General features: G+C 64.7%; 14 protein-coding genes. 10 read left to right on the top strand and 4 right to left on the bottom strand.

Annotation, left to right across the window (positions count from 1 at the left end; translation table 11 throughout):
- The first annotated feature begins 297 nt into the window (after positions 1–297).
- Positions 298–588: a DUF4411 family protein gene (locus ACK5NW_RS04315; protein ID WP_416925395.1), complete on the top strand. Its 291-nt coding sequence runs from the start codon at positions 298–300 to the stop codon at positions 586–588.
- Positions 589–637: 49 nt separating this feature from the next.
- Here the strand turns inward: ACK5NW_RS04315 and lysS are convergent, their stop codons facing one another.
- Entirely contained in the window at positions 638–2194 is a 1557-nt protein-coding gene (lysS, locus tag ACK5NW_RS04310) for a lysine--tRNA ligase (protein ID WP_416925393.1), read from the bottom strand.
- A gap of 189 nt (positions 2195–2383) precedes the next feature.
- On the opposite strand from lysS, the gene ACK5NW_RS04305 reads away from it, so the two are divergent.
- From ACK5NW_RS04305 to ACK5NW_RS04270, 8 genes are all read left to right on the top strand, one after another.
- Complete coding sequence (locus ACK5NW_RS04305; RefSeq protein WP_416925391.1) at positions 2384–3691, top strand: lipopolysaccharide biosynthesis protein; 1308 nt, start codon at positions 2384–2386, stop codon at positions 3689–3691.
- Positions 3688–4284 (top strand): acyltransferase, encoded by a 597-nt coding sequence (locus tag ACK5NW_RS04300; RefSeq protein WP_416925389.1) that lies wholly within the window; start codon positions 3688–3690, stop codon positions 4282–4284. Before ACK5NW_RS04305 ends, ACK5NW_RS04300 begins: the two co-directional genes overlap by 4 nt.
- Entirely contained in the window at positions 4281–5345 is a 1065-nt protein-coding gene (locus ACK5NW_RS04295) for a glycosyltransferase (RefSeq protein WP_416925387.1), read from the top strand. The genes ACK5NW_RS04300 and ACK5NW_RS04295 overlap by 4 nt, the downstream gene beginning before the upstream one ends.
- A gap of 23 nt (positions 5346–5368) precedes the next feature.
- Positions 5369–6433, top strand: coding sequence for a glycosyltransferase family 2 protein (locus tag ACK5NW_RS04290; protein ID WP_416925385.1), 1065 nt, complete (start codon positions 5369–5371; stop codon positions 6431–6433).
- A gap of 84 nt (positions 6434–6517) precedes the next feature.
- Positions 6518–7678 (top strand): DegT/DnrJ/EryC1/StrS family aminotransferase, encoded by a 1161-nt coding sequence (locus ACK5NW_RS04285; protein WP_416925383.1) that lies wholly within the window; start codon positions 6518–6520, stop codon positions 7676–7678.
- Between the two features lie 92 nt (positions 7679–7770).
- Positions 7771–8418 (top strand): class I SAM-dependent methyltransferase, encoded by a 648-nt coding sequence (locus ACK5NW_RS04280; RefSeq protein ID WP_416925381.1) that lies wholly within the window; start codon positions 7771–7773, stop codon positions 8416–8418.
- A complete protein-coding gene (locus ACK5NW_RS04275) occupies positions 8415–9005 on the top strand; it encodes a sugar transferase (protein WP_416925379.1) in 591 nt (196 codons plus the stop codon). The genes ACK5NW_RS04280 and ACK5NW_RS04275 overlap by 4 nt, the downstream gene beginning before the upstream one ends.
- Positions 9006–9113: 108 nt before the next feature.
- Positions 9114–10982, top strand: a complete 1869-nt coding sequence (locus ACK5NW_RS04270) for a polysaccharide biosynthesis protein (protein ID WP_416925377.1) — start codon at positions 9114–9116, stop codon at positions 10980–10982.
- 384 nt (positions 10983–11366) lie between these two features.
- Here ACK5NW_RS04270 and pdxY read toward each other — a convergent pair whose 3' ends face one another.
- The 3 genes from pdxY to ACK5NW_RS04255 are packed head-to-tail and all read right to left on the bottom strand — an operon-like array spanning position 11367 to position 13964.
- Complete coding sequence (gene pdxY, locus ACK5NW_RS04265; protein WP_416925375.1) at positions 11367–12230, bottom strand: pyridoxal kinase PdxY; 864 nt, start codon at positions 12228–12230, stop codon at positions 11367–11369.
- A gap of 43 nt (positions 12231–12273) precedes the next feature.
- Positions 12274–13230 carry a TraB/GumN family protein gene (locus ACK5NW_RS04260; RefSeq protein ID WP_416925373.1) on the bottom strand — a complete coding sequence of 319 codons (957 nt, stop codon included), beginning with the start codon at positions 13228–13230 and terminating at the stop codon, positions 12274–12276.
- A 38-nt stretch (positions 13231–13268) separates the two neighbouring features.
- Complete coding sequence (locus tag ACK5NW_RS04255) at positions 13269–13964, bottom strand: glutathione binding-like protein (RefSeq protein WP_416925371.1); 696 nt, start codon at positions 13962–13964, stop codon at positions 13269–13271.
- 180 nt (positions 13965–14144) lie between these two features.
- Here ACK5NW_RS04255 and ACK5NW_RS04250 point away from each other — a divergent pair, with 180 nt between their 5' ends.
- A complete protein-coding gene (locus ACK5NW_RS04250; RefSeq protein ID WP_416925369.1) occupies positions 14145–14738 on the top strand; it encodes an AAA family ATPase in 594 nt (197 codons plus the stop codon).
- Positions 14739–14742: the final 4 nt, after the last annotated feature.

Raw genomic sequence — 14742 nt, 5'->3', positions numbered from 1 at the left:
TTGGCGCGGTTCCTGGAAGATGAGGTCGATGCCTTCTACAAGAGCGGTACATCAAAGAGCCAAGTGCGCCCGCAGATGACGGGGGCGTGAGAAAAAGGCTCCAAGAGGGTCAAAAAGAGGGGCAAAAGGGCCGAAAACGATCAAAAACCAGCCAAATTTGCCCAAAAAACAGGCAGGACTGGATTTGACCTCCAGGCCGCTGGCTCGGGGCTGCAAAAACACCGGGTTTATAGAGGTGCCCAAAAATCAGTCAGTTAACGGGCAGATCTGAGACAGTCGGGCGATGATACTGGAGTATTGAAACTTCAGATCAGCGAAGTGGTTTTGTTATGCGCTGTGCGCATCAAGAGCGCGATCGGCGTGGTCAATGACAACTACCATTCAAAAGGCGTGGACGAGAACGATTTGTTCATCATCGCAGTGGCTCAGACGCATGGGGCAGAACTCATCACGAATGAGGCGCGCCAGTTTGGTGCGCAGCAAGACCCACGCAAGTTCAAGATTCCTGCCGTGTGCGATATGCCGACGGTGAGGGTCACCAGCCTGAATTTCTTCGATTACATTCAAAAGTCAAAGCAAGTGTTTTGATTGAAGCCGCCCACAGCCCTTGGTAGCGCTGTGGGCATCGAAACCAGCTTTACCCCTCTCGCCGCAACGCCGGAAACAAAATCACATCGCGGATGCTGGCCGAGTCGGTGAGCAGCATCATGAGACGGTCGATGCCGACGCCGCAGCCGCCGGTGGGGGGCATGCCGACTTCGAGCGCGCGCACGAAGTCGGCGTCGTAGAACATGGCTTCGTCGTCGCCGGCGTCCTTGGCGTTGGCCTGGGTGGCAAAGCGGGCGGCCTGGTCTTCGGCGTCGTTCAGCTCGGAAAAGCCGTTGGCCATCTCGCGGCCGGTGATGTACAGCTCGAAGCGCTCGGTCACCTCGGGCCGTGCGTCGTTGGCGCGCGCCAGTGGGCTGATCTCGGTCGGGTGCTCCATGATGAAGGTGGGCTGCCACAGGTGCTGCTCGACTTCTTCTTCAAACAGCATGACTTGCAGGCTGGCCAGGCTGCGGGTGCTCAAACGGTCTTTTTCTTCGCTCAGGCCCAGCTTCTTTAAACGGCGGGTCAGCTCGGCCGCGTCGTCCACCTGGGCGCCGAGGTCGGTGTGCGCATGCAGCGCTTCGCGGATGGTCAGGCGGGCAAAGGGCTGGCTCAGATCGACGGCACGGCCGCCGTAGCTCAGTTGCAGGCTGCCGGTGGCCTGCTGGGCGGTGTCGCGCAGCAGCGCTTCGGTGAAGTCCATCAGATCCTGGTAGTTCCAGTAGGCGGCGTAGAACTCCATCATGGTGAATTCGGGGTTGTGCCGCACGCTGATGCCTTCGTTGCGAAAGCTGCGGTTGATCTCGAACACGCGCTCGAAGCCGCCGACGATCAGGCGCTTCAAGTACAGCTCGGGCGCGATGCGCAAAAACATTTGCTGGTCGAGCGCGTTGTGGTGGGTAACGAAGGGTTTGGCGTTGGCACCGCCGGGGATGGGGTGGAGCATGGGCGTTTCCACCTCCATGAAGCCGTGGCCGCTCATGAAGGCGCGCATGGCTGATAGCGTGGCGCTGCGGGCGGCAAAGCGCTGGCGCGCGGCCTCGTCCATGATCAGGTCAACGTAGCGCTGGCGGTATTTCAGCTCCTGGTCCTGCATGCCATGGAACTTGTCGGGCAGCGGGCGCAGGCTTTTGGTGAGCAGGCGCACTTGAGTAGCGTGGATGGACAGCTCGCCCGTCTTGGTTTTGAACAAATGGCCTTCGGCGGCCACGATGTCGCCCAAGTCCCAGTGCTTGAAGGCGGCGTACGCGGCTTCGCCCACGTCGTCACGCACCACATAGATTTGCATGCGTCCGCTGGCGTCTTGTAACGTGGCAAAGCTGGCCTTGCCCATCACCCGCTTGAGCATCATGCGTCCGGCGATGCTGACGGATACCTTTTTGTCCGCCGCAATATCGGCATCGAACGCTTCTTTTTCGGTAGCATCATGCGCCTGGTGCAGTTGCGCTGCGCGGTGTTTCGGCTTGAAATCGTTGGGGAAGGCGATGGTGCCGGATTCGGCTTGCGCGGCGCGCAAGGCTTTGAGCTTGTCGCGCCGCTCGGCGATGAGCTTGTTTTCGTCTTGTTCGGGGACGGTGGCGGGCGCAGGTGCGGCAGGCTGTGTCATGGTGCTGATGGGGTATTGCTGGGGGTTCTTAGGGAAGGCTGCAAGCGCGCAAACCCCGGCGTGGATAATCCGGGCAGCCCCTGCAACGATGGGGAAAACCTGCCATTTTAGGCACCCCGCACCTGTGTATTTGCTGACTTTGTTTACTGCTGAAACTGCGTTTGAAGTGGACGTGACGGGAGCGCGGCGTTGATCGGCATCCGCACTGAATCAGCCGCGCCTGCCAAGGTGCCGCTGCGCCAGGCCGCCTTGACGCTGCTGGCTGGTGGTGCGCTGGCGCAGTTGCTGCCGTTGCTGCTGGGGCCGCTGATTGCGCGGCTGTTCACGCCCGAGGCGATGGGCGTGTTCACCCAGTTCGCCACCGTGGCGGCTACGCTGGCGGTGGCGGCCAGTTTGCGTTACGAGCAGGCTTTGCCGCTGGCACGGCATGACGCGGCGGGCGATGCCGAGGCGCACGCGCTGCTGGCTTTGTCGCTGCGTGTGCTGCTGGTGGCGGTGGCCGTCAGTGTGCCGCTGGCCTGGGCGTTGCATGTGCTGGGCTGGCTGGCTTTGCCCGCCTGGTTGCCGCTGGCGGTGGGGGTGGCGGGGGCACTGCAAGTGCTGATGCTGTGGGCCAACCGGGCCAGCCGATTCAAGGCGCTGGCCGTCAGCCGGGTGGTGCAGTACGGCGGCGCGGCGGCCCTGCAACTGGCGGGGGGCTGGGCACTGTGGCGCGGCGTGGCGGCGGGGCGCGATGCGGCCTGGACGCTGGTGGCGGCCACCGTGCTGGCGCAAGTGGCGGCGGGCGTGTGGCTGTGTCGGCCCGCGCCTGTGGGCGGCTGGTGGGCGGCGCTGAAGGTGCCCGGCCAGCGCCTGAAGGCTGTGGCGCGCGCGCACAAAGACTTTGCCTTGGTGAACACCCCGCACGCTTTTTTGGGCACGCTGCAAGACGCGCTGGCCGTGGCTTTGCTGGTGGCCTGGGCGGGCGATGCGGCGGCGGGGTTTTGGGGGCTGGCGCTGCGCTATTTAAAAGCCCCCGCCACGCTGGTGGGGCAAGCGGTGTCGCAGGCGCTGTACCCGCGCCTGGTGGCCGCCGGTGCGGCTGAAGGCCAGCGCCTGGTGCGGCAGATGATGGCGCTGTTAGGCGCGGTGGCGCTGGCCGTGATGCTGCTTTTGCTGCTGGCTGGGCCGTGGCTGTTTGAGCGCGTGTTTGGCGCGCCCTGGCGCGAGGCGGGTGAGTTGGCCCGGGCGCTGGCTCCCTACATTGCGGTGCATCTGGTGGCCTCGCCGCTGGCGGTGGTGACGATGGCCTGGCGCGCGCAGCGCTGGGCCTTCAGGCTGGCGGTGGTGGGGCAGGTTATTTTTATGGCCGCGCTGGCGCTGGGCTTGTGGCAGGGCGGGCTGATCGGCGGGGCCTGGGCGGTGTCGGCAGCGATGGTGCCGTATTTTGGCTGGTACTTCTGGCGGCTGACGCGCTGGCATCAGGTATCCGCGCCGACGACGGGGGGCAGGGCATGACCGTATGGCGCGCCGCGCTCAATCGCCTGCGCCGCCGCTTGTGGCGGTGGTTGTTCTTTCGCACCTTGTTTGGCGAAGCCAGCGGTGGCGCATTGCGCCCGGCCACACGGCTGTCGTCCACGGTGTGCATCGAGCATGAGGACCAGCTCCGTTTGGCTGACGACGTGTTCATCGGCCACTTTTGCTTTATCGAAGCCAGTGCAGGCGTGCAGGTGGGCGCGGGCACGCAGATCACCAACTTTGTCAGCATCGTCAGCCACAGCACGCACCGGGCGGTGCGGGTTGCCGCAGGCTTGTCGGGCGCTGAGCTGGATGCCGCCGTGATCCGTGCACCCATTGTGATCGGCCAGCGCTGCTTCATCGGCCCGCACAGCACCATCGAGGCGGGCACCACGCTGGGCCATGGTTGCCTGGTGGCGGCGCACAGCCGTGTGCGTGGGCCGTTCACTGACTTTGCCGTGCTGGCCGGCAGCCCGGCGCAGGTGGTCGGTGACACGCGCCAGGCGGACGAGCGCTGGCTGGACCGACACCCTGAGTTGCAGACGACCTACCGGCTCTGGCGGCAAACTCTGTCCGAGGGGCGCGGGGCTTGAGTCGCACCCCTCCCCATCTCTGCCTATTAGGCGACGCCAACAGCGTGCACGTGCAGCGCTGGGCGCGCGAGATGCTGGCGCGCGGCTGGCGTGTCTCTGTCGTCACGGTGCGCCCGCAACCCATTGAGGGCGTGGCGCAGATCGTGCTGCGTCCGGTGGCGCGTTCCAGCGACTGGCTGTGGCGTGTGGGCGAGGCGCGGCGGGCGCTGGCGCAGCTCAGGCCCGACATCGTGCACGCGCACTACGTCACCTCCTACGGCTACCTGGCCGCGCGCGCGGGTGTACAGCCGCTGGTGATGACGGCCTGGGGCAGCGATCTGCTGGTCACGCCGCGCCAAAGCGCATGGATGCGCTGGCTCACGGCCTGGAGCCTGCGTCGCGCGCGGCTCATCACCGGTGATTCACAAGATTTGTTGGCCGCCGCCCAAGCGTTGGCACCAGACGTGCCCACGCAACTGGTGCACTGGGGCGTGGATTTGCAGCGCTTTGCCCCCGTGCCTTGGGATCACAAGCCAGCCTTTGACGCCGTGAGCTTGCGCAGTTGGGAGCCGAATTACCGCATCGACACCATCGTGTGCGCCCTGGCACTGGTGCGCGCGCAGCACCCCGCAGCCCATTTGCATTTGCTGGGTGGCGGCGGTCAAGAGCCTGCTTTGCGCCAACTGGTCGCCGATTTGCAGCTACAAGATTCCGTGCAATTTCATGGCCGTCTGGACGATGCGGGCATGGCCAATGTGCTGGCTGCGGCCAAGCTGTCGATCAGCGTGCCGCAAAGCGACGCCACCTCGGTGTCGGTGCTGGAAAGCATGGCCTGCGGCCTGGCGGTAATCGGCAGTGACTTGCCCGCCAACTGCGCTTGGCTACAGCCGGATGCGCTGGTGCCCGCCGGTGACGTGACCGCGCTGGCGGCGCGCTGGTCGGCGCTGCTGCACGACAGCGCGCTGGCTGCCCATTGGGGGGCGCAAAACGCTGAACGTATCGTGCGGACAGGCGGGCGCCGCGAGCAGATGGACGCCATGGACGCCACCTACCAGCGCTTGCTGACAGAGGGTCAGGCTTGAACGCGACCGGGCAAGTTGCCGCCATGCCCGTCTTGCCCCATCTGGCGCAGCCCGGCTTGCCGCAGTGCGTCAGCATCATTGCCCCCTGCCGTAATGAGCGCGCCCACATCGACGCTTTTTGCGACTCGGTGCTGGCCCAGCAACTGCCCGCAGGCTGGCAGATGGAGGTGCTGGTGGCCGACGGTGACAGCGATGACGGCACCCGCGAGCGGCTGCAAGAACGTGCCGCGCAAGACGCACGACTGGGGTTGGTCGACAACCCCGGCCGCATCGTCTCTAGCGGCCTCAACGCTTGCCTGGCCCAAGTGCATGGCGAAGTCATCGTGCGCATGGACATCCACACCACCTTCGCGCCCGACTACGTGGCCGAATGCATCGCCGCGCTGGCATCAAGCGGTGCCGACAACGTGGGCGGGCCGTGGGTGGCGCGCGGCGACACGCCCATGAGTTGCGCCATTGCGGCGGCCTTTCAAAGCCGTTGGGTGGTGGGCGGCGCACGCTCGCGCGATGCGGCTTACGAAGGCGAGGTGGACACGGTCTACCTGGGCTGCTGGCCGCGCGCCACGCTGGCGCGCACGGGCGGCTTTGACGAAACCCTGGTGCGCAACCAGGACGACGAGCACAACCTGCGCCTGCGCTTAGGCCGTGGCCGCGTGTGGCAAAGCCCGCGCATCCGCTCGTGGTACGTGCCGCGTGGCACGCTGGGGCACTTGTTTCGGCAGCAGTTTCAGTACGGCTACTGGCGCCCCTTCGTCATGCGAAAACACGGTCAGACCGGCTCACTACGACAGCTCATCCCTATGATTTTTGTAGTTGTCTGCGCAATATCCGTGCTGGCCTGGAACTGGTTTCATGCCCCGTTGGCGTTGCTGCTGGCCGCCTATGCGGCGTATCTGGCGGCGGTGTCGGTGCAGGCGGCGCGGCAGGCCGCCGGGGTTGGGCAGGGTGGCTTTGCCGCGCTGTGCTGGCGTCTGCCCGCCGTGATTGCTGCCTACCACCTGGGCTATGGGCTGGGTAGCTGGCGTGGGCTGTGGGACTTGATGCACGGGCGGCGCGTGTCAGGGGCGTCGGCGATAATCACGCGTTAATTCCGGGTTGCGCGCTGGACCCTTCTGCGGTGCGCCGCGTGATATAGCCATGTGGTCGCTGCCCCCTCGTCTTTACCCAAGCCGATGAACGCTGCCAACTCCTTCGTCCCCTTCGCCCGTCCCGACATCGGTGAGGCTGAAATTGACGCCGTGGCGCGCGCCATGCGCTCGGGCTGGGTGACCACTGGGCCGGAGACCAAGGCGTTCGAGGCCGAGTTTGCCGCTTATCTGGGCGGGGGCGTGCAGGCCATTGCCGTCAATTCCGCCACGGCTGGACTGCATCTGGCGCTGGAGGCGCTGGGCGTTGGCCCAGGCGATGAGGTGATCGCGCCCACGCTGACCTTCACCGCCACGGTGGAGGTAGCGCGCTATCTGGGTGCGGATGCGGTGCTGGTAGATGTCGACCCGGTCACGCTCAACATCGACCCGGCGGCCATCGAGGCGGCCATTACGCCGCGCACGAAAGCCATCTTGCCGGTGCATTACGGTGGGCTGGCTTGCGACATGGCGGCTATTTTTGACATCGCCTGCCAGCGCGGCGTGCAGGTGCTGGAAGACGCGGCGCACGCGCTGCCCACCACACATGGTGGTGCGCTGGTCGGCCAGTTGCCCAGCGCCGCCAGCGTGTTCAGCTTTTACGCCAACAAGACCATGACCACGGGCGAGGGCGGCATGGTGGTCACGCGCGATGCGCAGCTTGCCGCACGCATGAAGGTGATGCGCCTGCACGGCATTAGCCGCGATGCGTTTGACCGCTTTTCAAGCCGCACGCCCGCGTGGTATTACGAAATCGTGGCCCCCGGCTTCAAATACAACATGACCGATATGGCCGCCGCGCTGGGTCGGGTGCAGCTACAGCGCTTGCCCGCGTTTGTGCAGCGCAGGCAGCAGTTGGCCGGGCGGTATATGACTGAGCTGGCCGGTTTGCCGCTGCTGCTGCCTGCCGACGCACCGGCGGGTGACGCCCATGCATGGCACTTGTTCGTGCTGCGCCTGTCTGACCAAGCCAGAATCACGCGCGATGAGGTGATTCAACGCCTGAGCGAGGCGGGCATCGGCACCAGCGTGCATTATGTACCGCTGCACCGCCAGCCATACTGGCGCGACCGTTATGGCCTGCGGCCTGAGCAGTTTCCTGTGGCCGATGCGGCGTATCAGCGCATGTTCAGTATCCCGCTGTTCACGTCCATGAGCGACGATGAGCAGACGCGGGTGATTGATGCGCTCCAGACCATCCTTGGCTGATGGCTGCTGCTGATGACGCTCTCGCATGGCCCGTGCCTGAGCTTTGTTTTGGCTGGAGCCAGCGCGCCTGGGCGCGGCCCTGGCGTGTGTTCATGACCGAGTGGCAACGGATCAACGGTGGGCAAGGTGCTGAGCGGGTGGCGCGCGCGCTGGAGCTGGGCGCTGGTGCGCAATCGTCGCTGGCACCGCTGCTGCTGCCGCTGGCGCAGCGCGTGGAATGCTCGGCCTACGACGCCGTGATGCTGCCTGCCGTTCGTACGCGTAACGCGGCGCTGTTGCCTGTCGATGAGCACGCGCGCATCGTCTACACGCGGCAAGATGCACATCAATTGCAAGGGCAGTGGGATGTGATCGTGCTCAAGTCGGTGCTGGGTGGGTTGCACCGCGTGCACCACTCAACGTTGGCCGACGTACATGCCACGCTGGTACAACTGATGCAGCACCTGTCGCCTGGTGGCTGGCTGGTCACGCTGGACAACGGCGTTAGCGCTGTGGCACCGCTGCTGGCGCGGCTGGGTGCGCGGCGCAACGGCTGGCGGCTGCTGCGCCGGGGTGATTTGCCTGCGCCTGCGTTTTACGCCAGCTATGGCGTGTTGAGCAGTTTTTCAGCCGCCACGCGACTGGGCGCGGCGGGCGCTGCGATCGACGATGCGCTGTATGTGGCCGACCGTGTGTTGACCCCGCTGGCGCGCCAGCATGCCGTGCATTTGCATGCCTACCGACAGGGAACAGTGGCGTGAGCAAGCGTGTGTTTGACGTGCTGCTGGTGCTGCTGGCGCTGCCCGTGGTGCTGCCTTTGTTGCTGGTGCTGGCGCTGTGGATCAAGCTGGATTCGCCTGGCCCGGCGCTGTTTTTGCAAGAGCGCGTAGGACGCGGCGGACGGCTGTTTCGCATCCACAAGCTGCGCACCATGCGCGTGCATGACGGAAGCGGCCCGCTCATCACACAAGCGGGCGATGCGCGCATCACCCGCGCCGGGCGCTGGCTGCGCCGCACCAAGCTGGACGAGCTGCCGCAGTGGTGGGACGTGCTGCGCGGTGCCATGAGCCTGGTTGGCCCGCGCCCCGAAGTGCCGCGCTACATGGCGCTGTACCCGCCCGAGGTGCGTGCGCGCATCCTGTCCGTGCGGCCCGGCATCACCAGCAGCGCGGCGATGGTCTTTCGTGATGAGGAACGTCTGCTGGCCGCTGCGGCCGACCCGGAACGCGTGTATATCGAGCAGGTGTTGCCCGCCAAGCAGCGCCATGATCTTCAATATGTGGATCACCACAGCCTGGGCGGCGACGTGCGCATCTTGCTGGGCACATTGAAGGTGGTGTGGGGATAATGCCCAGTTTTACAACTCAAATTGGCATTTGATGCAAGTGTGACAAGCGAAACAAGCTATGAAAATCATAGTTTTCTATTCTTTCAGATCAGGCGGCGTGGGCGGGCCATGTTGACCGCGCTGCGCCACAACCTGGTCAGCAAAAGCTGGCTGGTCGACGGGCCGCTGATCGTGCTGGCCTGGTGGGCCGCGTTCTGGCTGCGCTTTAACTTCGAGTTGCCCAGCGAGGAGCTGCGCCGCGCATTGCTGACCACGCCACTGGCACTGGGCGGTATGGCGCTGGGCCTGCTGCTGCTGCGGGTGCCGCGCCAGAGCTGGCGTTACGTCAGCCTGGCCGATCTGCGCAGGCTGGCCGTGGGCGTGGCCCTGGGCACACTGCTGACCACGGCGCTGGTGATGGGGCTGCGCGTGGACAGCTTTCCGCGCTCGGTTTTTTTGCTGGCCGGGTTGCTGGCATTGATGCTGCTGGCCGCCGCCCGCGCCGCCTGGCGCACGCTGACCGAACAGGCCAGCCACCGCAGCCGCCACACCGCAGGCACTGCACCGCAACCGCTTTTGATCGTCGGCACGCTGGACGAAGCCGATCACACCCTGCGCAACCTCAAAGGTGTGACCGGCTGGCGTGTGGCCGGTGTGGTGTCGCCGCGTGTGCAAGACCAGGGCCGCACCGTGCAAGGCGTGCCGGTGCTGGGCGTGCCCGAAGCGCTGGGCCAGATTGCTGCGGCGTGGCAGGTGGACACCGTGCTGCTGGCCAGCGCCCCCGGTGCGCCGCTGCGGCGCGAGGTGATGATGCGTTGGGCTGGCACGGGCCTGCACCTGCTTACCCTGCCCAGCGCCGACGAGCTGCTGCGCCCTGGTGCCGATGCCTCGGGCTTGGCTCCGGCTTTTTCCCCGGCTTTGCGCGAAGTGCGGCTGGAAGACCTGCTGGGCCGCGCGCCGGTGCAACTGGACGGCCAGGGGCTGTCCGGTCTGCTGCGCGGCCAGACGGTGCTGGTGACTGGCGCGGGCGGCTCCATCGGTGCCGAGTTGTGCCGTCAGGTGGCGCGCTTTGGCGTCGCCCGGCTGGTGTGCGTGGACGTGTCTGAATACGCCACCTACCGGCTGGAGCAAGAGTTGCAACGCAGCCACCCGCAGTTGCAAGCCGTGTACTACACCGCCAACGTGCGTGAGCCTGATCGCCTGCGCGTCATCGCCCGTGCGCACCGCCCCAGCGTGGTGCTGCACGCCGCCGCTTACAAGCACGTACCGTTGATGGAGCAGCACAACGAAATCGAAGCCCTGCACACCAACACGCTGGGCACGCTGCATGCTGCGCGCGTGGCCGGTGAGGTGGGCGCGGCGCGTTTTGTGCTGGTATCGACCGACAAGGCCGTCAATCCCACTAATGTCATGGGGGCCAGCAAACGCTTGGCCGAGCAGGTGGTGCAGGCTGTGGCTACCGAACATCTGGCCACGCAATACGTGTCGGTGCGGTTTGGCAACGTGCTGGGTTCTAGCGGCTCTGTCGTTCCGCTGTTTCAGGCCCAAATAGAGCAGGGTGGCCCCGTCACCGTCACCCACCCCGACATCGTGCGCTACTTCATGACCATCCCTGAAGCCGCGCAACTGGTGCTGCAAGCGGGCCTGATGGGCCGGTCAGGCCAGATTTTTGTGCTGGACATGGGCGAGGCGGTGAAGATCGTTGACTTGGCACGACTGTTGATTCGTCTGTCAGGCTGCACCGAAGCCGATGTGCCCATCAGTTTCACCGGCTTGCGTCCTGGAGAGAAGCTGTTTGAAGAACTGTTGGCTGACAACGAAACCACCGAACCCACACCCCACCCCAAACTGCGCGTGGCCAAAGTCCCCGCTGCCCCCGCCGACGCTGCCTTGGTCATCGCCGCCTGGATCGAGTCACTGGGCTGCGCGCCTGATGCTGCCGAAGTGCGTCAGGGGTTGAAGCGACGGGTGCCGGAGTATCGGGAAGCGGCTGGATAGTAGTCCAGTCCAAATATCCCGTCCGTATCTATCCCGTCCGTATCCACAGCCCAGCCGGGTAACTGACGGGTTTTTCTGTTTTTTGCACGGCACGCACTTAACCAGATCAAGCACAGAATTTGAACTTGGCGAAGCTGGTGGCGCGTGCAGTCCATTCAACCTGGATCCGGCCGTTGGACGCATCCGATGGTGCTGTGATCGGCGTGCCAGACAAGACGCGAGGACGCTGCGGGCTTTTTTGCTGCCCGCAAGGACGAGCAACGCCGCATGGCGCGGCGAGCGCAGTGCCAATGGGTGCGGTGCGCCTTGACCTCCAAGGTGAGCGTGGGAAAGGGCAGAAAGTTGTGTATTCATGCGGCTTTCAAGAAGAACTCTACGCTAGGTTCAACGCACCTGCCGGATTTCAAAAAGCTGTGCCGGATTGACGTAGGCTTGCTGCGCCTGCACCAGTTGCAGCTCGCGCTGGCCGGAGGCTTGGGTGGCGCGCAGCAGTTCATACACGCTGGCAGTGGTGCGGGCCAGGGCGTTGGCGATGTCGGGTTGTGCGTCGGGTTGTGTGCCTAAGTGAGCGATGAACAGTGCGGCAGTGACGTCGCCCGAGCCGTTCGCTTTGAATGGCAGATAAGGCGTTTGCACCAGCCAGGCACCTGTCGCGTTGGCGGCCAGCATTTCGATGGTGCCGGGCGGGCGTTCGGGTCGTTCGACACTGGTGACTAGCACGGTGCGCGGCCCCATGTCCATGACGGCATCGACGGCGGCCAGCGTGCTTTCGAGCGTGGTGGCTTCGGTGCCCGCCAGGTAGCCGAGTTCAAACTGGTTGGGGGTGATCAGATCGGCCTGTGGCACGACGCGCTCGCGCAGCAGCTCCGGAATGTCGGGGTGCACAAAGCAGCCTGATTTGGCGTTGCCCATGACCGGATCGCAGGCGTAAGTGGCCTGGGGGTTGAGCGTCTTGATGCGTGCTACGGTGTTCAAGATCACATCCGCGATCTCGGCGCTGCCCTGGTAGCCGCTGAGGACGGCGTCCACGCGCGCCAGTGCGCCACGTGCGTCCATGGCGTTGACGATGGCGGCGACTTCAGTCGCCGCAATGGCCGATCCGCCCCAGGCCCCGTAGCCTGTGTGGTTGGAGAAGTTGACGGTGTGAACAGGCCAGACCTCATGCCCCAGGCGTTGCAGCGGGAACACGGCCGCCGAGTTGCCCACATGGCCGTACGACACGTGCGATTGGATGGAAAGAATGTGCATGGCTGATGATCTTTTCGTCTTTTTTTGCTGGTGGGCTGAGTCGTCAGTGCACCCGCGTGACGACGTAACCGCGTTGGCGCAGCAGATCGGGCAGGTTGTTGGGGCCAAACATGTGCAGCGCGCCCACGCCCGTCAGCAGTGATCCGGTACGCGCTTGCAGCGCCGCCATGCGGTCGGCCAGTTGTGGGTTGCGCTCGTCCAGCAGGCGCTTGAGCTGGGCGCGCTCGGCGTCGGTGTGGGTGCATTCGCACCATTCGGTGTAGCGCGCCAGCGCGTCGCCATTGCTGCTGGCCCAGTAATCGGCCGCCTGGGCCAGCACGCGCCGGGCTGAGCCGTCAGACAAGGCCGTCAACGAGCGATCCATCAGCGCGTTGCGCTCGGCAGTGCTGGAAGGGGTGAGTGCGCGCATCTGGTCGGCGGCGCTTTCCAGCGAGAAGACGGGTTTGTTCATGGCCCGCGCGGCGTAGGCCAAGGCCAGTTCGCTGCCGTAGGTAACTTCCAGGCCGTCGCGCCGCGCGGCCAGCAGGCTCAGCATGGTGACTTGCAGCTCAGGTGAGAGGTTTTGCAAGGTGGTGGGGTCGACGCATTCAGCGGCCATGCGCGCTTGTAGTCGCATGCGCATGCGCTCGGGCAGTACATTGGCTGCTGCGCCATCGGGTTGTGCGGCGATCAGGCTGGCCTGGAGTGTGGCGTCGGACGGATCCATCTCCAGCGCCACGGCATGGGCGGATTTCAGTGCGGTGCGCAATTGCGGTCCGGCACCAAACCAGGCCAGTTTTTGCGCGTGCAAGGTGCCGTACAGGTAAGACACTTGGCCGTTTTTCTCGAACGTCCACAAAAAGCCGCGATCTGTGGCGTTGCGTGCCAGTTGTTCCAGCACCTTGGGTGCGGCCACTTCAAGCGGTGGTGGGCACGTGTCTTGCGCGGCGGTGGGCAGGCTTGGCAGAGTGGCTGCCAATGCAAAGAACAGGTGGCGCAAGGGCTGGAAAAAGCGGGGCATCGTGTGGGTGCTGAGAGGCTGGTGGGTGGACGAGTGATCTAGCGCTTTTTGTACTGCATCTTTCCGAACAGCACGTCCGCTTCGGCGGCGGTGCGGATGGGTTTTCGCAAGGGGGTCAATACTTCCACGCCCCGCTGGACGGCAGGGCGTTGCTCGATGCGGTCAAACCAGGCTTTGAGCGCCGGATAGTCGGCCCAGTCAATGCCCTGGTTTTGCCAGCTGCGCAGCCACGGAAAGATGGCGATGTCGGCCACGGTGTATTCAGCGCCCGCGATGTAGGCACCGGTGCGCTCGATCTGGCGATCCATCACACCATACAGGCGGCGGGCTTCGTTGGTGTAGCGCTGGATGGCGTAATCGACCTTCTCAGGTGCATAAATGCGAAAGTGGTGCGCCTGCCCCAGCATGGGACCAACTCCGCCCATCTGGAACATCAGCCATTGCAGTGCCTCATATTTACCACGCGCGCCCTGGGGAAGAAACTGGCCGGTTTTGCCTGCCAGGTACAGCAAGATGGCCCCTGACTCGAACACCGAGATGGGCTGGCCGTCTGGCCCGTCGCTGTCGACAATGGCCGGAATTTTGTTGTTGGGGCTGATGGCCAGAAAGTCGGCCTTGAACTGATCGCCCGCCCCAATGTTGATGGCGTGCACGCGGTAGGGCAGGTCGCACTCTTCCAGCATGATGTGGACTTTATGGCCGTTGGGGGTGGCCCAAGAGTAAAGATCGATCATCGTGGGGTTCCTGATAAAGACAAGGTTTATTTGAAGTGATGACTCCCATTGTGCCGATCTTTGCTTTCTTGTCGATGCATCTTGCAGGCACAGGGCATGCAAGGTGCGTCTGGAATGGGTAGGTGGTATCAACCTGGACTTCAACCGGCCACCGACGCAGGCCATGCACAATCGCCGCCTATGCCTTATCTGATCTTTTTCTGTGGCCATGCGGGCACCGGCAAGACCACGCTGGCCAAACACATGCTGCACCCATTGATGGCGGCCACGGGGGAGCCGTTTTGCCTGCTCGACAAAGACACGCTGTACGGGCAGTACAGCTCAGCCGTGATGGGCGTGCTGACGGGCGATGCCAATGACCGCGACAGCCCGCTGTACCTGCAACACCTGCGTGATCCCGAATACCGCGGCCTGTTGGCCACGGCGCGCGAAAACCTGGCGCTGGGCGTGAGCGTGGCGGTGGTGGGGCCGCTGTCGCGCGAGGTGCGTGCGCACCAGTTGGCTGACCGTACCTGGCTGGGTGTGGGCGATGACGTGCACGTGCACATTGTCTGGGTACACGTGGCCGAAGCCCAGGCGCGCCAGCGAATTGCCCAGCGCGCCAACCCCAACGATGCCTGGAAGCTGGCGCACTGGGACGACTATCGCACCCGCCTGTTCCAGCCGACGGCGGTGGATTACCCGGAGCTGTTCTTATTCGACAACACCGAGGCGTTGGGCACGAATGTGCAGGAGTTGTTGCGGAGATTGACCGCATCAGAGGCCAGCACCTGAGGCG

This window comes from Ottowia sp. (assembly GCF_047975795.1).
Taxonomy (GTDB): Bacteria; Pseudomonadota; Gammaproteobacteria; order Burkholderiales; family Burkholderiaceae_C; genus Ottowia.
This window is presented reverse-complemented; position numbering and strand designations above follow the sequence as displayed.

Excerpts from the sequence above, each read along its gene's own strand:
- ACK5NW_RS04290 (WP_416925385.1), top strand. The coding sequence starts at position 5,369 with ATGCCCGTCTTGCCCCATCTGGCGCAGCCCGGCTTGCCGCAGTGCGTC.
- ACK5NW_RS04285 (WP_416925383.1), top strand. The coding sequence starts at position 6,518 with ATGAACGCTGCCAACTCCTTCGTCCCCTTCGCCCGTCCCGACATCGGT.
- ACK5NW_RS04300 (WP_416925389.1), top strand. The coding sequence starts at position 3,688 with ATGACCGTATGGCGCGCCGCGCTCAATCGCCTGCGCCGCCGCTTGTGG.
- ACK5NW_RS04260 (WP_416925373.1), bottom strand. The coding sequence starts at position 13,230 with ATGCCCCGCTTTTTCCAGCCCTTGCGCCACCTGTTCTTTGCATTGGCA.
- ACK5NW_RS04250 (WP_416925369.1), top strand. The coding sequence starts at position 14,145 with ATGCCTTATCTGATCTTTTTCTGTGGCCATGCGGGCACCGGCAAGACC.
- pdxY (WP_416925375.1), bottom strand. The coding sequence starts at position 12,230 with ATGCACATTCTTTCCATCCAATCGCACGTGTCGTACGGCCATGTGGGC.
- ACK5NW_RS04255 (WP_416925371.1), bottom strand. The coding sequence starts at position 13,964 with ATGATCGATCTTTACTCTTGGGCCACCCCCAACGGCCATAAAGTCCAC.
- lysS (WP_416925393.1), bottom strand. The coding sequence starts at position 2,194 with ATGACACAGCCTGCCGCACCTGCGCCCGCCACCGTCCCCGAACAAGAC.
- ACK5NW_RS04270 (WP_416925377.1), top strand. The coding sequence starts at position 9,114 with ATGTTGACCGCGCTGCGCCACAACCTGGTCAGCAAAAGCTGGCTGGTC.
- ACK5NW_RS04280 (WP_416925381.1), top strand. The coding sequence starts at position 7,771 with ATGACCGAGTGGCAACGGATCAACGGTGGGCAAGGTGCTGAGCGGGTG.